General features: G+C 61.2%; 22 protein-coding genes and 1 tRNA gene. 5 read left to right on the forward strand and 18 right to left on the reverse strand.

Annotated features, from left to right (window positions below):
- Positions 1-122: 122 nt before the first annotated feature.
- The 10 genes from gmk to bcor_RS04740 all read right to left on the reverse strand — a co-directional run bounded on the left by gmk (position 123) and on the right by bcor_RS04740 (position 12,443).
- A complete protein-coding gene (gmk, locus tag bcor_RS04695) occupies positions 123-764 on the reverse strand; it encodes a guanylate kinase (protein ID WP_033497991.1) in 642 nt (213 codons plus the stop codon).
- Positions 765-953: 189 nt separating this feature from the next.
- Positions 954-4,334, reverse strand: coding sequence for a carbamoyl-phosphate synthase large subunit (carB, locus tag bcor_RS04700; protein ID WP_033497990.1), 3,381 nt, complete (start codon positions 4,332-4,334; stop codon positions 954-956).
- The gene (gene carA, locus bcor_RS04705) at positions 4,327-5,556 is read right to left on the reverse strand and encodes a glutamine-hydrolyzing carbamoyl-phosphate synthase small subunit (protein ID WP_051875683.1); all 1,230 of its coding nucleotides are present in this window, start codon (positions 5,554-5,556) and stop codon (positions 4,327-4,329) included. The genes carB and carA overlap by 8 nt, the downstream gene beginning before the upstream one ends.
- A gap of 247 nt (positions 5,557-5,803) precedes the next feature.
- On the reverse strand, positions 5,804-6,499 hold the full coding sequence (nusB, locus tag bcor_RS07665) for a transcription antitermination factor NusB (RefSeq protein ID WP_081870355.1): 696 nt from the start codon (positions 6,497-6,499) through the stop codon (positions 5,804-5,806).
- Between the two features lie 13 nt (positions 6,500-6,512).
- Complete coding sequence (gene efp, locus bcor_RS04715; RefSeq protein ID WP_033490946.1) at positions 6,513-7,076, reverse strand: elongation factor P; 564 nt, start codon at positions 7,074-7,076, stop codon at positions 6,513-6,515.
- 280 nt (positions 7,077-7,356) lie between these two features.
- Positions 7,357-8,556 carry an elongation factor Tu gene (gene tuf, locus bcor_RS04720; protein WP_033490410.1) on the reverse strand — a complete coding sequence of 400 codons (1,200 nt, stop codon included), beginning with the start codon at positions 8,554-8,556 and terminating at the stop codon, positions 7,357-7,359.
- A gap of 191 nt (positions 8,557-8,747) precedes the next feature.
- Positions 8,748-10,874, reverse strand: coding sequence for an elongation factor G (gene fusA / locus bcor_RS04725; RefSeq protein ID WP_033490412.1), 2,127 nt, complete (start codon positions 10,872-10,874; stop codon positions 8,748-8,750).
- A 26-nt stretch (positions 10,875-10,900) separates the two neighbouring features.
- A complete protein-coding gene (rpsG, locus tag bcor_RS04730; RefSeq protein ID WP_033490414.1) occupies positions 10,901-11,371 on the reverse strand; it encodes a 30S ribosomal protein S7 in 471 nt (156 codons plus the stop codon).
- Positions 11,372-11,374: 3 nt separating this feature from the next.
- Positions 11,375-11,746, reverse strand: a complete 372-nt coding sequence (gene rpsL, locus bcor_RS04735; RefSeq protein WP_033490416.1) for a 30S ribosomal protein S12 — start codon at positions 11,744-11,746, stop codon at positions 11,375-11,377.
- A gap of 343 nt (positions 11,747-12,089) precedes the next feature.
- Positions 12,090-12,443, reverse strand: a complete 354-nt coding sequence (locus bcor_RS04740) for a DUF488 domain-containing protein (protein ID WP_033497989.1) — start codon at positions 12,441-12,443, stop codon at positions 12,090-12,092.
- A 125-nt stretch (positions 12,444-12,568) separates the two neighbouring features.
- Here bcor_RS04740 and bcor_RS04745 point away from each other — a divergent pair, with 125 nt between their 5' ends.
- The 5 genes from bcor_RS04745 to bcor_RS04765 all read left to right on the forward strand — a co-directional run bounded on the left by bcor_RS04745 (position 12,569) and on the right by bcor_RS04765 (position 16,251).
- Positions 12,569-13,567 (forward strand): YwiC-like family protein, encoded by a 999-nt coding sequence (locus bcor_RS04745; RefSeq protein WP_158332630.1) that lies wholly within the window; start codon positions 12,569-12,571, stop codon positions 13,565-13,567.
- 163 nt (positions 13,568-13,730) lie between these two features.
- Positions 13,731-14,243, forward strand: a complete 513-nt coding sequence (locus tag bcor_RS04750) for a DNA-deoxyinosine glycosylase (protein WP_081870357.1) — start codon at positions 13,731-13,733, stop codon at positions 14,241-14,243.
- 159 nt (positions 14,244-14,402) lie between these two features.
- Positions 14,403-14,478: transfer RNA gene (locus bcor_RS04755), tRNA-His, on the forward strand.
- Positions 14,479-14,604: 126 nt separating this feature from the next.
- Entirely contained in the window at positions 14,605-14,889 is a 285-nt protein-coding gene (locus tag bcor_RS04760; protein ID WP_033497985.1) for a hypothetical protein, read from the forward strand.
- A 132-nt stretch (positions 14,890-15,021) separates the two neighbouring features.
- On the forward strand, positions 15,022-16,251 hold the full coding sequence (locus tag bcor_RS04765; protein WP_033497983.1) for an AbiH family protein: 1,230 nt from the start codon (positions 15,022-15,024) through the stop codon (positions 16,249-16,251).
- 118 nt (positions 16,252-16,369) lie between these two features.
- Here bcor_RS04765 and bcor_RS07670 read toward each other — a convergent pair whose 3' ends face one another.
- From bcor_RS07670 to bcor_RS04800, 8 genes are all read right to left on the reverse strand, one after another.
- On the reverse strand, positions 16,370-17,011 hold the full coding sequence (locus bcor_RS07670; RefSeq protein ID WP_238548539.1) for an endolysin-like domain-containing protein: 642 nt from the start codon (positions 17,009-17,011) through the stop codon (positions 16,370-16,372).
- A gap of 106 nt (positions 17,012-17,117) precedes the next feature.
- On the reverse strand, positions 17,118-17,402 hold the full coding sequence (locus tag bcor_RS04775) for a holin (RefSeq protein ID WP_202961029.1): 285 nt from the start codon (positions 17,400-17,402) through the stop codon (positions 17,118-17,120).
- 16 nt (positions 17,403-17,418) lie between these two features.
- A complete protein-coding gene (locus tag bcor_RS07270; RefSeq protein ID WP_051875685.1) occupies positions 17,419-18,393 on the reverse strand; it encodes a peptidoglycan recognition protein family protein in 975 nt (324 codons plus the stop codon).
- 70 nt (positions 18,394-18,463) lie between these two features.
- A complete protein-coding gene (locus bcor_RS07540; RefSeq protein WP_156149488.1) occupies positions 18,464-18,625 on the reverse strand; it encodes a hypothetical protein in 162 nt (53 codons plus the stop codon).
- A gap of 70 nt (positions 18,626-18,695) precedes the next feature.
- Positions 18,696-19,013: a DUF2170 family protein gene (locus bcor_RS04785; protein WP_051875686.1), complete on the reverse strand. Its 318-nt coding sequence runs from the start codon at positions 19,011-19,013 to the stop codon at positions 18,696-18,698.
- Entirely contained in the window at positions 19,010-20,503 is a 1,494-nt protein-coding gene (locus bcor_RS04790; protein WP_033497982.1) for a hypothetical protein, read from the reverse strand. Before bcor_RS04790 ends, bcor_RS04785 begins: the two co-directional genes overlap by 4 nt.
- A gap of 42 nt (positions 20,504-20,545) precedes the next feature.
- Positions 20,546-21,754 (reverse strand): hypothetical protein, encoded by a 1,209-nt coding sequence (locus tag bcor_RS04795; protein WP_033497980.1) that lies wholly within the window; start codon positions 21,752-21,754, stop codon positions 20,546-20,548.
- A complete protein-coding gene (locus bcor_RS04800; RefSeq protein ID WP_051875687.1) occupies positions 21,751-22,614 on the reverse strand; it encodes a hypothetical protein in 864 nt (287 codons plus the stop codon). Before bcor_RS04800 ends, bcor_RS04795 begins: the two co-directional genes overlap by 4 nt.
- Positions 22,615-22,638: the final 24 nt, after the last annotated feature.

Genomic DNA, 22,638 nt, shown 5'->3' on the forward strand with positions numbered 1-22,638 from the left:
AGTGCCACACCGGTATTCGGAAACCAGTGCGGCACTTGCAATATCGCTCTCGGAGAGCGGGGACCGCGCAGGCCGGGCAGACGGTCGGGAACCTTGCGCCCCTGACTGCGGATCACCGCATATCAGGCCGGGAGGTCATACTCCCGACTGATAATCTGCCAGAGCGCATCGGAGGCCTTCTCCACGGAGTCATTGACGACGACCTCATCGAACTGGTCCTTTGCCGCCAGCTCGACCTTGGCGGTCTCCAGACGCTTTTTACGCTGCTCCTCGTTTTCGGTCCCCCGCTTGTTCAGTCGAATGACCAGATCGTCGAAGGTGGGCGGGGCCAGGAAGACATAGACCACATCCAGACCCAGCTCCTCGGCGCGTTGACGTACCCGCTGCGCCCCCTGGAGGTCGATTTCGAGAACGGTGGGCACCCCTGCCTCCATATGCTCCAGAACAGGCTTGAGCGGGGTGGCGTAGTGCGACATGCCATGCACCAGGGCACTTTCAAGGAACTCGCCGGCCTTGTCCTTCCGGGCGAACTCCTCTTCATCCATGAACCAGTAGGTAATACCGTTGCTCTCACCCGGGCGGGGTGCGCGGGTCGTGGCCGAGACCGAAACCCATATCTGCGGGTGTGCCGCGCGCAGTGCCGCCTCTACGGTCCCCTTGCCGACCGCCGTCGGACCGGTCAGGACAATCAGCCTCCTACGCCCCTTGCCCTGGGTGAGAATCCCTTGATCTGATTCCCTGACGGCGTCACTGCTAGCTGACATGAATCTTCCTTTCCGCAGACGGCCCTGATGAGCACCTACACAGCCAGAATAGCGGGGACCGGGAACGGATCGGGGCACTGCCCATCCGTTCCCGGTCCCCGTGGCAAACCAATCATCCGGGCCTGCCCCTACCTCATCGGTGCAGGACGACCAACCGGTTCGGTTCCGGTCCTATGACCAGGCTCCGGCCTACCGGCCCAGACCTTCCAGCTCCAAAAGACGCTGGGCGTGTTCCTGGATGCTCAGCACCTCGTAGTCGCCCGTCTTGACGGCATCGATGGCCATCAAGGCGGCAGAGAACTCGGTGATGGTCGTGAACTGGGGAATATCCGCCGCGATGGCCGAGACTCGTATCAGATAACCGTCGGAGCGGGAATCCCTGGAACTCGGGGTGTTGAGAATCATGTCAATCCGCCCCTCCTCAATCAGCTGTACGGGGTTTCCTCCCATGCGCCTGACACCATCATCCTCACCGGGGCCGGATGCCTGGTCGGCAGAACCTGCGGTGATCTTGTCCACCACGGCCACATCAATCCCGTACCTGCGCAGGACGGATGCCGTTCCCTCGGTGGCGCAGATGGTGAAGCCCTGTTCCTGGAGTCGGGCGGCCAGCATGGGCAGCTGGCGTTTGTCCGAATCATTGACCGAGAGGAAGACCACCCCGGAGGTGGGCAGACCGCCCTCGTAAGCAGCCGACTGGCTCTTGGCGAAGGCGTGGGGGAAGTCCCTGTCGAAGCCCATGACCTCACCGGTGGAACGCATCTCGGGCCCCAGGAGGATGTCAACCGTCCTACCGACCGGTGTTCTGAAGCGCTTGAAGGGCAGGACCGATTCCTTGACCGCCACCGGCTGCCCGACCCGGACCGTACCCCCGTCCTGGACGGGTAGGAGGAGACCGTTGGCCCGCTGCTGCGCTATGGTCTCCCCCACCATGATCCGGGCCGCCGCCTTGGCCAGGGCGGTGCCGGTGGCCTTGGAAGCGAAGGGGACGGTGCGGGAGGCTCGGGGATTGGCCTCGATGACGTAGAGGGTGTTGGCCATGAAGGCGTACTGCACGTTGATCAGGCCCCGGACCCCACAGCCCTCGGCAATGGCCTTGGTGGCCTGGCGAAGTCGCTCGATCTGGTCGTCGGAGAGCGTGGACGGGGGCAGGGTGCAAGCCGCATCACCGGAATGGACCCCGGCCTCCTCCACGTGCTCCATGATGCCGCCGATATACAGATCGCTGCCGTCATATAGGGCGTCGACGTCAACCTCGATGGCGTCCTGAAGGAACTTGTCGATCAGGAGGGGCGAGGGCAGGCGGCCGGAGACGACCGTATCGGCCTTGGCTTCCTGTAGGGCCCTATCAACATATTTCTCCAGCTGGGCATCGTCATAGACGATCTCCATGCCTCTGCCTCCCAGCACATAGGAGGGTCTGACCAGTACCGGATATCCGATGCCATGGGCCGCTTCCTGGGCCTCCTCCAGGGAGAGGGCCGTGCCATACCTGGGTGCGTTCAGGTGTTCCTTCTTCAGAACCTCGCCGAAGAGCTCGCGGTTCTCCGCAAGGTCGATCGACTCGGGACTGGTGCCCAGGATGGGCACACCAGCAGCCTTCAGCCTGGCCGCCAGGGAGAGCGGGGTCTGGCCGCCCAGCTGGACGATGACGCCCTTGACCGGGCCCATCTTCTTTTCGGCCTGGTATATCTCCAGTACATCCTCGAAGGTCAGGGGCTCGAAGTAGAGCCTGTCGGACATGTCGTAGTCGGTGGAGACGGTCTCGGGGTTGCAATTGACCATGATGGTGTCATAGTCCTTGCCCAGCTCCTGGACCGCGTGGACGCAGGTGTAGTCGAATTCGATGCCCTGTCCAATCCTGTTCGGACCGGAACCCAGGATGATGACCGCCTCACGGTCCCTGGGCCTCAGCTCGGACTCATCGGCATAGCAGGAGTAGTAGTAGGGGGTCGCCGCATCGAACTCGGCCGCGCAGGTGTCGACGGTCTTATAGACCGGGTGGATGCCGAAGGCACCGCGCAACTCGCGGATGACGGACTCCCCCTGGTCTCCCAGACCACGCAGATGGGATATCTGCAGGTCGCTCAGCCCTGCCTGCTTGGCCCGGCGCAGGAGATCATCATCGAGGAACTCACTGCCACGGATCTCCATGGCGAGCTGGTTGATCAGGCTGAACTGCTCCAGGAACCAGCGGTCGATCTTGGTGGCCTCGAATATCTGATCTATGCTGGCCCCACCCCAGAGCGCCCGCTGGATCTGCAGATAGCGATGCTCCGTGGGAGTGTGCATGAGCTCAAGGAGGCGGTCCACCTCGGCCTGGTCGGGGCGTGGACCGTCCCAGTCGAAGGTCATATGCCGCTTGTCGATGGACCGCATGGCCTTACCCAGGGATTCCTGGAAGTTGCCGGCCAGGGCCATGGCCTCGCCCACAGACTTCATGGAGGTGGTCAGGGTGGTGTCTGCACCGGGGAACTTCTCGAAGGCAAAGCGCGGAATCTTGGTCACCACGTAGTCGATGGTCGGCTCGAAGGAGGCCGGGGTCGACCTGGTGATGTCGTTCTCGATTTCGTCCAGGGTATAGCCCAGGGCCAACTTGGTCGCAATCTTGGCGATGGGGAACCCGGTCGCCTTGGAGGCCAGGGCCGAGGACCGCGAAACACGGGGGTTCATCTCGATGACGATGATGCGCCCATTGTCGGGATTGACGGCGAACTGGATGTTGCAGCCACCGGTATCGACACCCACACCGCGGATGATGGCGATGCCGATGTCACGCATCTTCTGATACTCGCGGTCCGTCAGGGTGAAAGCAGGAGCCACGGTGATGGAGTCACCCGTATGAACACCGACCGGGTCGACGTTCTCGATGGGGCAGACCACGACCACATTGTCATTGCGGTCGCGCATGAGCTCCAGCTCATACTCCTTCCACCCCTCGATGCCCTCCTCAAGCAGGACCTCATCGGTGGGCGAATAGTGGATGCCTGCACCGGCAATTCGGTGAAGCTCCTCCTGGTCATGTGCGATGCCGGATCCCAGACCACCCATGGTGAAGGAGGGACGCACCACCAGGGGGTAGCCGAGTTCGTCGGCCACGGCATCAGCCTCATCCAGGGTGTGGATGATTCGGGACCTGGCGGACTCGGCACCGGCCTCGTCCACGACCTTCTTGAAGAGCTCCCTGTCTTCTCCCCTGTCGATGGCCTCAAGGGAGGCACCGATCAGCTCAACGTCGTACTTCTCCAACACACCGGCCTTGCCCAGGGCTTCAGCAGCGTTCAGGGCCGTCTGCCCGCCCAGCGTGGGCAGGATGGCATCGGGCTTCTCCTTGGCGATGATGCGCTCCAGGAAGGGAACGGAGATGGGCTCGATGTAGGTGGCATCGGCCATCTCGGGATCCGTCATGATGGTGGCTGGGTTGGAGTTGACCAGGATTACCCTGATTCCCTCCTCCCTGAGGACCCGGCAAGCCTGGGTTCCCGAGTAATCGAATTCGGCAGCCTGACCGATGACAATGGGGCCGGAGCCGATGACCATGACCGAATGGATGTCCTGCCGCTTAGGCATGTGCCTTCCCTCCCTTGGCGTTCCGCATCAGATCGACAAACCGGTCGAACAGGTAGGAGGCATCGTGCGGCCCAGCCGCCGCCTCCGGATGGTATTGGACCGAGAAGGCCGGAATGTCAAGGCACTCCAGTCCTTCCACCACATCATCGTTCAGGTCGATGTGAGAGACGCGGACGCGACCATAACGACCGTCTCCGTAAGGGGCCGGAACCGGCTCGCCCTTGGGGGCATCCACGGCGAATCCGTGGTTGTGGGCGGTTATCTCCACCTTGCCGGTCGTCAGGTCCATGACCGGCTGGTTGATGCCACGATGACCGAATTTGAGCTTGTAGGTATCGAATCCCAGAGCACGCCCCAGGAGCTGATTGCCGAGGCAGATCCCGAAGAAGGGCAGCCCGGCATCCAGGACCTGTCTGAGGAGCGACACCTCTTCGTTTGCGGTCGAAGGGTCGCCTGGACCGTTGGAGAAGAAGACCCCGTCAGGCCCCAGGGCCCGTATCTCCTCGATGGTGGCATCTACGGGAAGCACGTGGACCCTGCACCCACGCTCAGCCAGCCGGTAAGGTGTCATGGACTTGATTCCCAAATCCACCGCCGCCACCGTGCAGACGGGCTCTTTCCCCTCATGGTCTCCGACCGGTTCGACGATATAGGATCCATCCGTGCTGACCTCGCCGGTCAGGTGGGACCCACTCATCTGGGGGGCCGAACGGACCTCATCGAGGAGTTCCTGCATGGTTCTGGGCATGCCGCCATCGTTGAGCATGATGTCCGGGCCTGAAAAAATGCCGGCCCGCATAACACCTGCAGAACGCAAGTGCCGCACGAGCCGGCGAGTGTCTATGTGACTGATACCGACGATGCCCTGATCGACCAGTTGGTCATGGAGACTGCCCCGGGCCCGCCAGTTGCTGACGTTGGGGCTGGGTTCCCGGACCGCGTATCCAGCCACCCAGATCCTGTCCGACTCCCCGTCCTGGTCGTTGACACCGGTATTGCCGATGTGGGGGAAGGTCTGTACGACGATCTGCCGAGCATAGCTGGGATCCGTCAGGGTTTCCTGATACCCCGTCATCCCGGTCGAGAAAACAATTTCACCTATGGTAGTGCCCACCGCTCCGAAGCTTCTCCCCAGGTACACTTCCCCATCCTCAAGGATGAGCAAGGCCCGATTGGAAAAACGGCTATCGGAGGTGATGGCGTTGGTGTCCTTCAGGTTCACCGAACCCCCTTGATTACCGTGGATATTCGAAACCACACTAGTCAGACCCGTGGATAACAACCACGCATCCGAATCACCCAGCAGAGATCCTTTTCCACTTCCGCATCCGCTGTGGTTCCCCACCATTTGACGGGCCGAAACGGACGGCCGCAGACACGTCATACAAACAGGAACGCGCGACGGCCCGGCTGTATCCGCCAGGCCGCCGCGCTTTCAGTATCGGCGAGCCATGTCACATCACGATGGTCTATTGGTCGGAAGACTCACCATATAGTTCTTCCGGCATGGTCAAAGTCAGATCGGCAAGGGAAACTTCCTCACCCTGAAGACCATTGTTCTCGTCCTCGTTCGTCGTAACATCTGGGTCGAAGCCATCACCCTTACCCGCCGAACCATCAATCTGATGTTCGGACTCATGGGTGTCTTCGGCATCTATCCGGGAGGTTTCCTGTTCTGCCTTGTCGGCCTCGGCAAGTGCCAGGTCGGCAATCCTGGAAGCCTCCTGGCGACGGACCGTCTCGGCTTCCTCATGCTCGGCTTCCTCATCCTTTTCCTGCTGAACCGCGCTGAGCAGGCCATGTATGAAGGATGGGGCATCAGAGTCCGACAGGCTCTTCGCCAGGGAAAGCGCTTCGTCTATCGCCACCTTGTCGGGCACCTCAGGGTTGTAGAGCATCTCCCAGGCCGCGATACGCAGGAGATTCCTGTCGATGACATGCATCCGGCCCAGGGGCCACCTGGTCGAGTGACGATCAAGGGTGGCGTCGATACTCCTCTTGTGCTCGGCAACGCCGCGGACAATCTGGATGGCGTAATCGGGCAGGGGTGTCTGGGCCCCTGGATGGGCTATGCGCTCATCGAGCAGGGACAGGATATCCTGTCCCTTCTCATCCGCTTCGTACAGGGTGTTCAGCGCCCGCTTACGGGCTGTGGAACGTGCCATCTATTCGTACGGCTCAGTTCTCGCGGCCCAGGTAGGAACCGTCGCGGGTATCCACCTTGACCTTCTCACCCTGCCCGACGAAGAGGGGAACCTGGATTTCGGCTCCGGTCTCGACCGTGGCGGGCTTGGTACCGGCATTGGAGCGGTTGCCCTGCACACCAGGCTCCGTCTCGGTCACGGTCAGGACCACGGAGGCCGGCAATTCCACGGAAAGGGGGTTCCCGTCATGGAAGCTGATGATGCAGTCCGTGCCCTCAAGCAGGTAGTTCTCCTGGTCCCCGACCAGGCTGGCGGGGATGTTGACCTGATCGTAGGTGTTCATATCCATGAAGACGAAAGCGTCTCCATCACGGTAGGAGAACTGCATGGTCCTGTTGTCCACCGTCTCGAATTCCATCTTCATACCGGCATTGAAGGTACGGTCGACGATCTTGCCCGAAAGAACATCCTTGATGGTCGTGCGAACGAAGGCCGGACCCTTGCCGGGCTTGACATGCTGGAACTTGATGACGGTCCAGAGCTTGCCGTCCAGGTTGATGACCGATCCGTTCTTGATGTCGTTTGAAGTCTGTGCCACCTTGATACCACCTATCTCATGAATGACTGGGGCGGGAATCCGCAAGGGCCGACGCTCGGCCCGTTCCTCCAGCTCCCAAACGGCCCTCCCATGGGGATGACCTGCTCGCGTTGAATCCTCGCCTATTATGCCACGGTGCATGAACACACGAACCTTCGGGGCAATCTCCCCTATCGGCAGTCCGCGTACGACCGGCTAAGCAAGGCAAAGGGTCCGGAACGCCGAAGCGCACCGGACCCTTCAGTTTCGGATGGGAATCAATCCCGCCCGAGTACAGCTACTAGTCGATGATCTTGGTCACTCGACCTGAACCAACGGTGTGGCCGCCTTCACGAACAGCGAAGGTCAGACCCTCCTCCATGGCGACGGGCTGAATCAGCTCGACGGTGAAGGTGGCGTGATCGCCAGGCTGGACCATCTCGACACCATCGGGCAGGGTGATGACACCCGTCACGTCGGTGGTGCGGAAGTAGAACTGAGGACGGTAGTTGGAGAAGAACGGCGAGTGGCGTCCACCCTCGTCCTTGGTCAGCACGTAGACCTCGCCCTCGAACTTGTGGTGAGGGGTCACGCTGCCGGGGGCGGCCAGAACCTGACCACGCTCGACGTCCTCGCGACCGATGCCGCGCAGGAGCAGACCGGTGTTGTCGCCAGCCTCGGCCTCATCCATCTGCTTGTGGAAGGTCTCGATGGAGGTGACGGTGGTGGACTGGGTGTCGCGGATGCCGACGATCTCCACGGTGGAGTTCACGGGCAGCTTGCCGCGCTCGACACGGCCGGTCACCACGGTGCCACGGCCGGAGATGGTGAAGACATCCTCGACGGGCATCAGGAAGGGCTTGTCCAGGTCGTGGACAGGGGTGGGGATGTAGTCGTCGACGGCATCCATCAGATCCTTGACGGTCTGAACCCACTTGTCGTGATCGGGGGCATCATCGTGCAGGGCGCCGTAGGCGGAGGTGCGGATGACGGGGCAATCACGATCGAAGCCGTTCTCGTCGAGCAGGTCGCGGACCTCTTCCTCGACCAGCTCGATCAGCTCGTCGTCCTCGACCATGTCGCACTTGTTCAGTGCAACCAGGATCTTCGGCACGCCGACCTGGCGGGCCAGCAGAACGTGCTCACGGGTCTGTGCCATGGGGCCGTCGGTGGCGGCGACCACGAGGATGGCGCCATCCATCTGGGCGGCACCGGTGATCATGTTCTTGACGAAGTCAGCGTGGCCGGGGCAGTCGACGTGGGCATAGTGACGCTTCTCGGTCTGGTACTCGATGTGCGCAATGTTGATGGTGATGCCGCGCTCCTTCTCCTCCGGAGCAGCATCGATTGCGGCGAAATCGTACTCGGGGTTCACATCAGGGAACTCCTCGTGCAGCACCTTGGAGATGGCCGCGGTCAGGGTGGTCTTACCGTGATCGACGTGGCCGATGGTGCCGATGTTAACGTGCGGCTTAGTCCGCTCGTACTTTTCCTTTGCCATTGTGTTTGTCCTCCTGGACGTTCGTAGTTTGCCTGCACGAACCACGCACAGAGCACTCGCTACATATTACTGGGTAATTGGGTTCTTTGCCAGTTATGCCCTCCGCCCAGTCAGCGCTACAAGAGTGTAGCGCTGACTGGTGACAGAAAACGCCTGACGGTGCGGTCCGCCGTGTCGGCGGACCTGACGAATCACTCGCCGCGCTGGGCCTTGATGATCTCGTCGCTGACGGCCTTGGGGACCTCAGCATAGGAGTCCATCTGCATGGTGAACATGGCGCGKCCCTGGGTCTTGGACCTGAGATCGCCGATGTACCCGAACATCTCCGACAGGGGCACCTTGGCATCGATGACCTTGACGCCGGTGGCGTCGGTCATGGACTGGATGGAGCCACGGCGGGAGTTGATGTCGCCCATGACGTCGCCCATGTACTCCTCGGGGGTACGGACCTCGACAGCCATGATGGGTTCGAGGATCACGGGCTTGGCCTTGGGAGCGGCCTCCTTGAAGCACATGGATCCGGCGATCTTGAAGGCCATCTCCGAGGAGTCGACCTCGTGGATCTGACCATCGGTCAGGGTCGCCTTGACGCCCACAACCGGGAAGCCTGCCAGAACGCCCGACTCCATGGCCTCCTGCACGCCAGCATCAACCGAGGGGATGAACTCCTTGGTGATGTGGCCGCCGGTGACCTTGTTGTCGAAGACGTAGGTTTCGCCCTCGGTGGTGTCCAGGGGCTCGAAGTTCATGAGCACCTTTGCGAACTGACCGGAACCACCGGTCTGCTTCTTGTGGGTGTACTCCTGGTTCATGACGGGCTTGCGGATGGTCTCACGGTAGGCGACCTGGGGCTTGCCCACGTTGCACTCCACATGGAACTCACGACGCATGCGGTCAACCAGGATGTCGAGCTGGAGCTCGCCCATGCCGGAAATCAGGGTCTGGCCCGACTCCTCATCGGTCTTGACCTGGAAGGTGGGATCCTCCTCGGAGAGCTTCTGGAGGGCGACGCCCATCTTCTCCTGGTCGGCCTTGGTCTTGGGCTCCACGGCCACCTCGATCACGGGATCGGGGAAGGTCATGGACTCCAGCACCACCGGCTCCTTCTCGTCGCACAGGGTGTCACCGGTGGTGACGCTCTTGAGACCGACGAAGGCGTAGATGTTGCCGGCGATGGCCTCGTCGACCGGATTCTCCTTGTTGGAGTGCATCTGGAAGAGCTTGCCGACGCGTTCCTTCTTGCCCTTGGTGGAATCCAGGATGGTGTCGCCCTGGGCGATCCTGCCGGAGTAGACCCGGACATAGATCAGCTTGCCGTAGAAGGGGTGGGTCGCAACCTTGAAGGCCAGAGCCGAGAAGGGCTCGTTCACGCTGGGCTTGCGGTCCATCTCAACAGACTCGTCGCCAACCTTGTAGCCCTTGATGGCGGGAATGTCCTCGGGGCTGGGCAGGAAGTCGACAACGGCATCCAGCATGGGCTGCACACCCTTGTCCTTGAAGGCGGAGCCGCAGAAGACCGGGAAGGCGGTCTGGTCGATCGTCATCTTACGAACGGCCTTGCGAATCTCCTCCTCGGAGATCTCTTCGCCACCCAGGTACTTCTCCAGGAGCGCCTCGTCGGACTCGGCGACGGCCTCAATGAGCTCGGTCCGGTACTGCTCGGCCTTGTCCTTGAGATCGTCGGGGATGTCGATGGTGTCGTACTTGGCACCCAGATCGGCCTCGTCCTTCCAGTAGTAGGCGACCATGCGAATCAGGTCGACCACGCCATGGAAATCGTTCTCGGCACCGATCGGGAGCTGCATGACGAGGGGCTTGACACCCAGCTTGTCCTTGATGGTGTCGACCGAGTAGTAGAAGTCGGCACCCAGCTTGTCCATCTTGTTGATGAAGCAGATGCGGGGCACGCCGTACTTGTCGGCCTGACGCCAGACCGTCTCGGACTGGGGCTCGACGCCCTCCTTGCCATCGAAGACGGCGACGGCACCATCGAGGACGCGCAGAGAGCGCTCCACCTCGGCCGTAAAGTCCACGTGGCCGGGGGTATCGATGATGTTGATCTGGAAAGTGTCCTTGGTGTCGTGCGACTGACGGTTCCAGAAGGCCGTGATGGCGGCGGAGGTGATCGTGATGCCACGTTCCTTCTCCTGGTCCATCCAGTCCATGGTGGAGGCACCGTCGTGGGTCTCACCGATCTTGTAGTTGACGCCGGTGTAGTAGAGGATACGCTCCGTCGTCGTTGTCTTGCCGGCATCGATGTGGGCCATGATGCCGATGTTGCGGACCTTGGTCAGGTCCGTGAGCACGTCTTGTGCCATAATCCTGTGTTCTCGCTCTCTTCTGATTACCAGCGATAGTGGGCGAAGGCCTTGTTGGCCTCGGCCATCTTGTGGGTATCCTCGCGACGCTTGACCGCTGCGCCCAGACCGTTGGAAGCATCGAGAATCTCGTTGGCAAGACGCTCGGACATGGTCTTCTCACGACGGGCCCGGCTGTAATCGGTCAGCCAGCGCAGGGAGAGCGTGTTCGCACGGTTGGGCTTGACCTCAACGGGGACCTGGTAGGTGGCGCCACCGACACGACGGCTGCGAACCTCCAGGCTGGGACGGATGTTGTCCAGGGCGCGCTTGAGCACCGCCACAGGCTCCTGGTCGGTCTTTTCCTTGACCTGCTCCAGGGCCGTGTAGACGATGTCCTCGGCGATGGACTTCTTGCCGTCAAGCAGAATCTTGTTGATCAGCTGGGCCACCACGGTCGAACCGTAGATGGGATCGGGCAGGAGCTGATGCTTTTTGGCTGGTCCTTTACGTGACATGGTTTACTTGGCCTTCTTTGCTCCGTACAGGGAACGTCCCTGCTTGCGATCCTTGACTCCCTGGGTATCCAGCGCACCGCGCACGATGTGGTAACGCACGCCGGGCAGATCCTTCACACGACCGCCGCGCACCAGCACGATGGAGTGCTCCTGGAGGTTGTGACCCTCACCAGGAATGTAGGCGCTGACCTCAACGCCGGAGCTCAGGCGGACACGGGCCACCTTGCGCAGTGCCGAATTCGGCTTCTTGGGTGTGGTGGTGTACACACGGGTGCAGACGCCACGACGCAGCGGGCTGCCCTTCAGTGCCAAGGTCTTCGACTTGCGAGGCTTGGCCTTCCGTCCTTTGCGGACGAGCTGTTCAATTGTTGGCAACTGATTCTCTCCGATTCAGTAGGTGTCACTCTTGTTCGTTCCTCTGTGAGGCCGCCACACTGCAGCCACAGTCACCCGAACAGACGGGAGAAATCAGCCACTGTCCACCGGCCCGATGGCCCCTTGCCCTCCTGCAGGACATTACTGTCTGCAATCCACGGACTTGGGGATATCCCGGCCACACACCTGTGACATAAGGCATGCTGCCGGCACACACAAGTTATCAGTATACCATCACGTGGGACAATCCCGCTCCCCTTGTCCCCGGCCGGTTTACGCGGCTGTCTCTTGAATCGGCATGGTATCGGTCAAACATACAGGACGACCTGGGTAACCCTTTGTCCTATAAAATCCCGGTGAGATAGTCACGCAGAACCAAAGCATGGTTGACCAGAGGGTCTTTGGCGGCATAAATCAGTGAAGTACGGTCATTCCCTCTGACAATGGCCAGAAGGTCGGCAACTGCCGGATTCCCATCCAACTCGGAACGGTATCGGTCGGCGAACTCCCGGAATCGCTTCGGATCATGCTTCCACCATGTACGCAGGGCAGGGCTCGGTGCCACATCCTTGAGCCAGCCGTCCAGGGCCGCGGCTTCTTTGCTGACCCCTCGCGGCCAGAGACGGTCCACCAGGATCCTGACCCCATCCTCCTTGTCCGACTCTTCGTAGACCCGCTTGATTCTTACCTCGCCCATTGCTGTGCACCTCCCGAATCGACTGGTTGATGACGATTCCAGACTAGGTGGCAGTCGGTTCGTAAGGAAGCGTTTAGCGAGGCTTTTCCTTGTTCGGAATCCCGCGAAGGCATATGGTGGAGACCATGAACCAGGGACCGGAAAAAGACACTGCAAGCGACAACAGTAGTCATGCGAGTGCCGTTGGAGGGACTACGATTGCCAAGCCCCCACAGTCCGACCGGAAACCAAGCGGCACCCGTTCGAATACGCTCCGCCGGTGGATTCCGAACCAGCCTGGTGCCTGGGCCATGGCTCTTATGCCGCCACTGGCAGGAACACTCATGGGAGGCGTCTCCTGGCGTAACCTCCTCCTGCTTCTTGCATGGGTCCTCTGCTATTGCACGGAATTCACCACCGCACGGTGGCTGACCTCCCGTATGTCCAAGCGCTTCCTGCCTCCCGTTGCCGCCTATGCAGCCGTGACCGCCGTTTTCGGCCTTGCCCTGCTGGTTACCACACCCGGTCTTTTGCGATGGGTTCCTTTATATATGGTCCTGGCGGCCCTGACCTTCCTGGCCGCCTGGAGACGTGTGGAGCGGTCATGGTGGAACAACCTGGTATCCATCATCGCCGCCTGCACACTATGCCTGATTGCCTACTCGCTCGGGTCCGGCCCCCAGTCACAGGCGACCCACTCCCCTGACGTATACTTCGGCTGCCCACCGAATCCAGCCGTCAACTGCTTCAGCGAAGGACTCTTCCCAGCACAGGCATTTCCCCCGGTTGGTCTGGTGGCTACGCTTATCTTCGCCTATACCGAGTTCGGATCGGTGCTTTATGTGAAGTCCCTGGTTCGCGAGCGCAAGCACCTATGGTGCACGGTGGCCTCCGTGGTATGGAATCTGATGCTGACAATCGGTGCCGCGCTAGTCCTGCCGGAAGTCGGATTCTGGCCCCTATTCGCGGCGCTCATCCTGGTGATTCGCGCCGCGGCACTGCCTGCAATCGCCAGGAGGCACCGTATCCCCATCAAGCAGGTAGGCATGGTCGAGAGCATCGCCAGTCTCGTGGTCTTCCTGGTGACCATCGGAACTGCCGGGCCAATCACATCCACCCTTCAAGGAGTGGGGCTGTTCCTTTAATACCAGGGTGGCATCCCATCCCACCGTGGTGCCACTTTTCCTTGACGCGCCCCCCTACCCCGGCGAAATACTCATGCGAGGGTAGAACTGTTGTATGGCTCCTTCACGGCAAACACACCGCAAACAGGGTTCATCATCGACCGCCCATCATGAGGCGGCATCAATGCAACATGTGACCCATGGTTTCGGCCCGGTGTGGGATTCACGATCTCAGGTGCTGATTCTCGGTTCCATGCCCAGCCTCATGTCCCGCAAGGCCGGCTTTTACTACATGTTCCCACGCAACCGTTTCTGGCCGGTACTGGCCGCCCTCTTCGACAGCCCTGTACCTGAACCGGACCCCGACGTACGCCGGCGGTTTGCGCTCGAGCATCATATAGCCCTCTGGGACGTCATCCAGGAATGTGACATCCATGGAGCCAGCGACGCCAGCATCACCAACGTGGTCCCCACCGATATCAGCAGCATCCTGACTGCGGCCCCCATCCGTACTGTATTCACCACAGGACGGAAGGCGGGGCAGCTCTACACCCGCCACTGCAAGCCGGCTCTCGATGCCATCGGGCCCGATATACCCATGGTGAATCTTCCCTCGACCAGCCCAGCCAACGCGGCCAAAAGCCTGGACGACCTCATTGCGGATTACGTCCCGATAAAAGCTGCCTTAGAGGCTTGAGATTGATCCGAATCACTATGATTACGGCGGCAATTCATAGCGTCGACCGTTTCCCCCTCTGGATGCCTGGACTTAGATCGGAATCCCGGCGTGCCAAATCCGGATATCGTGTATAGTTATCGTTTGTTGTACGGACTCGTGTGACGTGTTCGTTCCATGGTGGCTATAGCTCAGTCGGTAGAGCACCTGATTGTGGTTCAGGAGGTCGCGCGTTCGAGCCGCGTTAGCCACCCCACCTCAAACCCCTACTCCCAACAGGGAAGCAGGGGTTTTACCATATGTAGCGGGGCACCATCCATACCGTTCTTGTGTGCCAATCGTGCGCCATAGGCGGCAGGAAAACTAGCGACCAATTTTGTACTTGCACTCCAAAGCACTTGCTTCGCTCTCCTGGCCCGTACCTGATGGAGGCGATATCCGCCTTCACCTGCCGGTGCAGCTCGGCCAGGCTTTCGCAATCCAATCCGGTCAGGCCCGGCTGGTGTTCCTGGTCGGTGATCCGATCGAGGCACCTATGCAGGAGGACCGTGAGGTTTTCTCACCTGCCGGGAGGGGCGGGGATGTAATCGGGGCGGCTGCCGGGTATCTGCGAAACGTCATCAGGGGAGTACACCATATCTGGGGTGATACGGCGCCAGCCCTCTGAGCCTCCGTCAACGACGCAAAAGACATCCCAGGCCCCCGCGATAGCCTTGAGTTCCCGAGCAGAGGGTATGCTCTCCATGCAGGACGCACGGTTGAAACGGCAACGACGCCATTGAAGATGAAGGAGTCAGTAGTGGGCAAGCAAGATCAGTTACTGGTTCTCGGCAACGGGTTCGACCTTCAATGCGGCCTGAAGTCAGCTTTCGCCGATTTCATGAAACCGAGGGAAACCCTGATGCTGGAAGCAGATAGGGAGTGGCAGTCGAAACGCGGGCAGCCGTACCAGGGACCGGAAGGACCAAACGGCAAGCTGCCGGATGGTAATCACCACGCGTACCTGTTCTGGAACAAGGGTCTGACCGCGTGGGATTACATCCTAAGCGAAGATGAGCAGGAGCGAACATGGTACGACGTCGAGGAGTGCCTTAGAGCGTGGGTGGACTACGGAGCAACGACCGAGGATTCCCCCTGCGCAAATCACATGCAGCAGATACGTCCCATAGGAAAATCGAATTTGCCAGGCCGTAAACGAACTCAAGCTGAGAGAGCAGTGTACTTCTTTGCACGAGCGGTGTACCAGCTCAAACCTTCGAAATGGAATCCAGCCTCGGTTCTGTCCATCCTTCGGGAGGAGTTGCATCGTTTTGAGCGGGCGTTTGCCATATATCTCGTGGAACAAAAGAGAGAATGTGCCGATTACCATGATGTGGCTGAAAGGCTACTACTGGCCCTAGCAATCGACCAGCTGCAGACCAGTGTGCAAGCATCTACAACGGACTATACAATCAGTGCACTCCTCGAATCAACTAGCGTGCTCAACTTTAACTACACATGTCCAGTACTACCATCCGGATATGGCGAACCTTCCATGCTGAACGTCCATGGGCTGGCAAAAACAGGTAACATCATCTTCGGCATGGACGGTAAGGACCTGGACCCGACCCAACCCTACTACGCCAGCACGGTCAAATTCACCAAGACCTACCGTCTTATGGGGCTGAGTAGCAAATCGCACCAATTACTGGTCCGCCCCTACGTCGCCGGGTCCCCAGACAGCGCAACAAGGATGGTCAAGTTCTTCGGGCATTCGCTGGGCGATGCCGACTATTCGTATTTCCAGGCCATCTTCGATGCGGTAAACCTCTACGAGAGCGATACACACCTAATCTTCTACTACAACCAGGACCGCAGGAATGAAATGGTCCAAGCAGGTTCCGTGCAGGAGGAGATGTTCGAGAAGGTCAATCGTCTCATCACCACCTACGGTGCCACCCTCGACAATAAAGACCACGGCAGGAACCTGCTGCACAAACTGCTCTTGGAAGGCCGGCTGACCATCAAACAGGCCCCCATTGAACGCTGATTACCCTCTTTCAGCGCTTCCTAAACGCAGAAAACACCCTCGCTCCGGTCTCCCGGAGCGAGGGTGCACGTACAGCTACCCGACCCCCATCGTGTAACAGAACGCCGGGAGAGTCAGGCTACTTGAGTTTGGAATTGACGCTGTTTCGAATCTCCCGCAGCGCATACAGCGGGGTCTCCTCAAGGACACCGTTGCCGGGCCCGAACCAGATCTTATCGCTGATGTTCTGGGCATTGCCCAAGGCATCCAGTTTGTGCTTGATGTCCTGCAGAGCGTACTCCACGGTCGTGTTCATGCCGTCCCAGTTGATCGGATCAGTCTTCACTGGCATATCAATTTCTCCTTGTAAATCGTTGTTCCCCGTCCACCGCAGGTAGCAGTTCCACGGGAAGTTATAGTAATTGTTCACATTGGTTTCACCACCGGTCTGGTCGCCGGGGGCACCGGCGATACCGCCGGTCTCGCTGACGGAAGCCTGGGCGATTAGGCCCCCGCCGATGTACACGGCCACATGGTTGGCATCGTTGAGCAGGATGTCACCCGGATAGGGATTCCCGTCGTTTGACACCCTCGCCCAGCCGCGAGCGGTGAGGTTCGCACTCAAATTCCTGGTCGTATTGGCTGAACCGGTGTCGAAACCGGCCTCACGCAGACAGTGAATGACCAGGCTAGAGCAGTCACAGTTACCGGCGGCGGGATCGAAATGCCACCGGTCGGACTGCGAATAGCCCATGTTGGCCTGCACGCACCAATATCTCATGCGCTCAATGAACTTTGAGACACTCGCCACCAGGATCACCTCCATTCATTGATTTCATTTATCCTCCTATTGTTTCCGCCCCCGGCCGGACGACCGAGGGCACAATCTATCTGCCGGCCATCTGCCGGACACTGGCACCGGAATCCACCTCGGGTAGGCCGGCGATGCTGGTCAAAAGACTCATCATCGCGGACAGGGCAGCGGTGCCGGCCACCAGGGACCAGTCCACCGTGCCGATGGTCGCGGCGCTGGCGGGTACAGCCGCCAAGGCCGCCTGGGCTGCGGTCTTGACCGCGCGTACGGCGGCGGCCTTGGCCCAGTTGGCGAGGCCTGACTGCGACCGGGGCGGGCAAGGAGTGGCGTGCCGGGGCATGGTCTCAGGGTCGGTCATGAGTATCTCCTCTCAGTCAGAAGGGGTTGCCGTCACTGATGGCGATCTGGAGGCGGTCCAGAGGTTCGCCGAACATGCCCGCGAAGGCATCCCCGCCATAGCTGGTGCCGTCGTCGCACACAGTGGGCAGCCATCCCTGACGGGCGGCGGTCTGACTGCGGTACCAGGCCTGGGCGAGGGTGCGCCCTGCCGGTGTCGTGTAGTGCAGCTGCACTGCGTCAATCACCTGTCCCGACACCCCCGCGCACCCGTTCACGGTGTCGTTGATGTCGGAGCGGTCCACCCAGTCGAGCCAGTCGCCGCCCAGCATGTGGACCCGGTAGCGCAGGTTGCCCTCATCCACGCGCACGGTCAGCAGGTCGTGGGCAGAGCAGGGCAGGCCAGCGAACCCCTCGTCGCCCGGCCCGTAGTCGGTCACCTCGTCGAGCCAGTCGCCGCCCTGCCGGCGCAGCCGGTAATGGACATGGGCGGCGAGGCCGGGCCGGACCTTGGCAGTACCCGCAGGGGCGGTGGCTGGCGGCGCATGTCCGGTGTCGGGCAGGCCCCGGGCAATCCGGTCGATTCTGGACAGGTCATAGGTGCCGGGGCACCGGGTATTGAACCAGCGACTGTGCGGGTACAGGGGCAGGTCCCCGTACACGGCGCGCAGGTCCCGCACCAGTTCGGCGACCGTCCGGTAATCCCCGTCGCTCTGGCGGGGGTTGCACTCTATCGAGATGCTCGTGTCGTTGCCGCCCGACCCGACGCCCACGCCGTCCCCGCACGCCCAGGCGCGGTCACCCGGGGCAACGAGACAGGCCACACGCCCGTCCTCGACCACATAGTGGGCGGACGTGCCGCGCGCACCGGACGTGAACGTACGGATGACGCCATCGAAAGTGGGGCCGTCGCTCGGGTCGCCCCACCAGTGGATCGTGATGGATGTGATGCCATACGGCCTGCCGGGCGTGAAACAGGCGGCATTGTACTGGGTAATGTCCTGGTAGGACATGGATACCTCCTCGCAGGAAAACGCCACCCAGGCGGGCGGCACGAACAAAAACGGAACCGCGTGAACGCGGTCAGGCGGTAAGCAACATGAGCGCCAGGCAGAACGCCAGGAGCCGTCCCACACACCACGACAACGTCAGCCTGACCGCCGCCACCACCACCGCACCGACCGCGACCACGGCCAGCAAGGTCAGGCAGAACAGAGCGACGGTCTTCAATCTCGGCAGCCGCATACGACCTCCTCTCAAAGGGATAAAAGAAAAGCCACCCGGACGGAGTGGCATGCATGGAGGAAGGGACTGGTCAGCCCACGGTTGACAGGACCTTAATCTCCTCATAGATCTTCGTGCCCGTCCCATTGCCGCCCAGGCTGTGGTACGCCTGGTAGATGCGCTCCACCTCCTCCATGGCCACCAGCGGGATACTGCCCAAGGGAACGTACCTGGCATGGATCTCCAGCAGTTCGGCACGTAGGAGTGTGCGTAGCCCGGCCTCCACGGCACGGTCCCGCTCCTCCTCCTTGCGGTGCCCGTTCAGCAGCCAGCCGCAGACACCGGTCAGGACGGGTATCAGCATGGGAGACACCAGGTTCTCCACCAGATCGATCAGCACTTCATTCATCGTGCCTCCGCCCAGAACATCTGGCCACTGAAGAAGTTGGCGGTCGTATTCGCGGTACCGATGCTGATGGTGCCTTGCGGCTGGCTCTCCCCTGGTCCGAACACATGGAAGCGGCCCATGGCGTACGAGGTGCCGTAGGCCAGCACGTCCAGGCTGTGGTCGGGCATGATCGACGGGTCCAGGCGCACCACGGGGATGGTCTTCTGTGAGGGAACGACCCCTGTCCTCACCTTGATGTTCAGTTCCAGGAAGTACACCCCGGCCCTTTTGTACAGGCGGGTAGCGCCGTTATAGTCCTCGTAGTCCGCAGACCAGCCCAGGTAGGAGGAAGGGTTGTAGTCCTTGAACCCGGCAGGCAGTTCATTCACCGTCACTCTGGACGTATACATGTTGATGCTGCCCCCGGCGAGGTCCACTCTGCCCGCCACCATCGAGGCTGAGTCGCCTTCGCGGCTCGCTACAGCCGTGAACTGGGGCTGCTGCGGGCTGGTGCCCATCGACAGACGGTCGAACTCGTCCGAATGGGTCCCCCATATCAGCCAGTACGGGTGCGTCTTGTCGTCGCCGATGCCTTGCAGCCCGCCCGTCTTGGTGCCTTGGATCAGTGTCTGGCTCAGCTGTACACGGTCCCCGCTCGAAGCAGTCTGCAACCCACCGACCGCATGCACGCCATCCCCGGTCGCCTTGAACAGAGTGTTACCGTCCTCGTCTTTGGCCCAGAAGCCCGACTTGTCGAAGCCCACCAGCCCATCAGCCGTGGTGAACGAGCCCGACCGGATGATACCCGCGCACAGCAGGCCGATGACCGCCGCATCCACCTGCACATCGCGTGCGGACAGTTGGTCCAAGTACATGGCGACCGGAATCGGCTCCCACTCGGACCCGTCCCACCACCACTCGGCCACAAGGGCCGGCTTATCCCCCGTCCCGTACTGCATCCACAGATCACCGCGGTTCTTGCCCTCGCCTTGAGGCGGCGTCTCGCTCCTGGTGCGTTCGATGCCCAGACGCTCCGGGTCGATGTCGGCACCCGACACGACGACTTGTACGGGCGCGGTGGGTTCGCTGCCGTTGGGGGCGGGACTACCGTCCTCACCGTGCGCGTCATCCCATGCCACAGCGGAAACCGAATGCGAAGACCCGACCTCGTATGGGCCCAGGGCCAGCGTGCCACGGGCCGTCATTCTGCCCGCCTCCACGTTATCCACCAGGACCTGCACATGGTCGAAATCGGCGGGAACGCCGCCCTCAAGGGTGCCGTCCCAGGACACCAGCACCATGCCCGCCGCCGATTCCACATCGATACCGGACGGAACCCCCGGGGCGGTCGTGTCCCCCACCCACTGCACGATGCCCTCGCTCCCCGCTGCGGGGCCTACCAAGGTCCGCGAACCATCAACGTTATGCCAGGCGGTGCTCGCCGAGAGGCTCGTCTGCTGATGGGACGAGGAGGTGAGCGCGTCGGTGGTAGCGGCCAGCACCTGTTCCATTGGGCTGAGTGTGAGGTTTGGGTGGTATACCATTCCTGTTCCTTACTGGATCGGGTTGTCCATGACATCGAAGGTGATTCGTGCCTTTGTGGTCTGATTGCCCGAGATCTTCATGATCGTTCCGGGGTAGTCGCCGTCCAGCAGACTCGGGAAGCCACCAATGTGGAGTGTGGTCGGCATTCCCGGGCGCAGAGTTGCGGGCGAGCAACGGATCCCGCCTGCGGCGGTGTCAGAGAAGTCGATGTCCGCCGATATCTGGATGAGTTTGCGCTTGTTCGCCGCAAGGCGTGACCGCACATGGTCCTTGAGCACGTCCACGTTCTCCGTGTCGGTGTCCGAGTATGCGCTTTCACGCAGTATCTGTGGGTCCATGCGGCTTACGACCTCGGCCATGTCCTCCGCATATGCGGTTATCGTCGCCTCATCGGTTCCCGCACCGCTGGCGTACCACCTCTGAATCGGGGCGGCGTGGGACACCTGGAGGTCATTAAGATGGCCCGTGCCTGGATAGTAGGTCAGTTCGACGGGGGTTGCTCCGGCATAAAGTCCGAGGTCGGCGTCCGAGCCTGCCACGAACCTGACCCGGATGTGCTGCTGGTCCGATAGATAGGGTTCGAAGGCGAAATCGGGACCGTTGACGAGATTGGCTATGTCAGTCAGGAGCTTGTCTGCTTTGTTGTTCTGGACGTTCCATGCGTGGAGCGAGCTTTTCTCCCTGGTTCCCTTCTCGTTCGCGTACGGCCAGTCGATGGGGAGTTCACCGCCCTGTTTGCGGCTCGTAGCCAGCAGCCCGATGTCACTCATGATGGCCCGGTACGAGAGCCTGTTGTAACTTACCGTGTCGGTGCTGTATCCGTCCTTGAACGTCCCCTCGCGTACCGCGATGCGCTCGGACAGCATGTCCAAAGGTGACTCAAGAGGGAAGCTGGTATCGGACTGTCTGTCCTGGCGGGCCCCGATGACTCCCCATAGGACGGGATCGCCTATCCGGTCATCCGTGTCGTCATCCTTCCAGCACACGCACAGGGCCCGCCTGGTCGAGTCCAGCATCCGGTTCCGCCCGATGGGGTCGTCAGCCGGGACCGCCGTCCAGGGGACGGTGAGGTTACTGGCCGACCGGTCACCCATCTCCCTGGTCGACGTGTTGAAGCTCTGCTGCCGCCCACTGGACTCCCACTGGAAGCTGGGGATGTCGATGGGGCATACGATCCGTCCATCGCGGGCGTCGCAGATGTAGTGTCTCCAGCTCACCTGGATACCCCCACATCGGTCACTTCGAGCGACCGGAACCCCCTCCACCACCAGCGCGGCCTGCTGACAGCAGGCTTGATGGCGACATGCACCTTGTGCGTGTCCCCGCCCGCCAACGCCACCCGCCAGCGGCACGACTGGCGCGCCCAGGGTTCAAACACCGCGCATTCGTCCTTGCCGTCACTGACCGGCTGATCGTCGACGTACAGGTTCGCAACGAACGAACCTATCCCGCCCGACGTGGACGCCCTGTAGGCCCACACCACGTCCACCAGGCGATCCGTGGAAAGCCGGCTTGTCGTCAGGGACAACTGGTGTTGCTCCATGCTGGCCCACTGCAGGCCGTCCGTGTCCGTCCGCTGTGCGTAGCCCAGCCTGCCCAGCGACCCTCCGTAGGGGATGGCGTACTCCATGCTCTGCGCATATGTGGCCGACATCGTGGAGGCCGCACCCGCTGGCATGACGAAGGACCGTAGCGGCAACGCACCTGACGGCAGGTCAGGCATCGGGGTTGATGCGGACGGTGTCCCTTCGGCCACGTGCAGGCTCACCTGGCCGCCAGCCTTGGTGTCCGCTAAAAGGTAGACGGTATCGATGCGTGGGTAGGCGCTGTCTCCCGCCGACACAGCCTCCTCAGTCGGCCCGCCAGGCCAGTACGCCTCCACAAACCCGTCCGCCAGGCCGTCGGAACATACAGCCACCCCGGAAGCCGCCTTGTACCGGAGTCCGGAGTCGCCGGACACCTCCAGCCCTTCGACCACGCCCGTATTTTCGTAGTGCGCCGCCAGGATGCGGCGGTGCGTCAACGCATCAAGTCCGTTGCCATCCACGTCCTGGGCAACACCCAAAGCCGTCACCATAAGAACCTCCTCTATATGTATTTC

The organism is Bifidobacterium coryneforme, assembly GCF_000737865.1.
Taxonomy (GTDB): Bacteria; Actinomycetota; Actinomycetes; order Actinomycetales; family Bifidobacteriaceae; genus Bombiscardovia; species Bombiscardovia coryneformis.

Excerpts from the sequence above, each read along its gene's own strand:
- gmk (WP_033497991.1), bottom strand. The coding sequence starts at position 764 with ATGTCAGCTAGCAGTGACGCCGTCAGGGAATCAGATCAAGGGATTCTC.
- carB (WP_033497990.1), bottom strand. The coding sequence starts at position 4,334 with ATGCCTAAGCGGCAGGACATCCATTCGGTCATGGTCATCGGCTCCGGC.
- nusB (WP_081870355.1), bottom strand. The coding sequence starts at position 6,499 with ATGGCACGTTCCACAGCCCGTAAGCGGGCGCTGAACACCCTGTACGAA.
- tuf (WP_033490410.1), bottom strand. The coding sequence starts at position 8,556 with ATGGCAAAGGAAAAGTACGAGCGGACTAAGCCGCACGTTAACATCGGC.
- rpsG (WP_033490414.1), bottom strand. The coding sequence starts at position 11,371 with ATGTCACGTAAAGGACCAGCCAAAAAGCATCAGCTCCTGCCCGATCCC.
- bcor_RS04740 (WP_033497989.1), bottom strand. The coding sequence starts at position 12,443 with ATGGGCGAGGTAAGAATCAAGCGGGTCTACGAAGAGTCGGACAAGGAG.
- bcor_RS04745 (WP_158332630.1), top strand. The coding sequence starts at position 12,569 with ATGAACCAGGGACCGGAAAAAGACACTGCAAGCGACAACAGTAGTCAT.
- bcor_RS04750 (WP_081870357.1), top strand. The coding sequence starts at position 13,731 with ATGCAACATGTGACCCATGGTTTCGGCCCGGTGTGGGATTCACGATCT.
- bcor_RS07670 (WP_238548539.1), bottom strand. The coding sequence starts at position 17,011 with ATGAGATATTGGTGCGTGCAGGCCAACATGGGCTATTCGCAGTCCGAC.
- bcor_RS04775 (WP_202961029.1), bottom strand. The coding sequence starts at position 17,402 with ATGACCGACCCTGAGACCATGCCCCGGCACGCCACTCCTTGCCCGCCC.
- bcor_RS07270 (WP_051875685.1), bottom strand. The coding sequence starts at position 18,393 with ATGTCCTACCAGGACATTACCCAGTACAATGCCGCCTGTTTCACGCCC.
- bcor_RS07540 (WP_156149488.1), bottom strand. The coding sequence starts at position 18,625 with ATGCGGCTGCCGAGATTGAAGACCGTCGCTCTGTTCTGCCTGACCTTG.
- bcor_RS04785 (WP_051875686.1), bottom strand. The coding sequence starts at position 19,013 with ATGAATGAAGTGCTGATCGATCTGGTGGAGAACCTGGTGTCTCCCATG.
- bcor_RS04790 (WP_033497982.1), bottom strand. The coding sequence starts at position 20,503 with ATGGAACAGGTGCTGGCCGCTACCACCGACGCGCTCACCTCCTCGTCC.
- bcor_RS04800 (WP_051875687.1), bottom strand. The coding sequence starts at position 22,614 with ATGGTGACGGCTTTGGGTGTTGCCCAGGACGTGGATGGCAACGGACTT.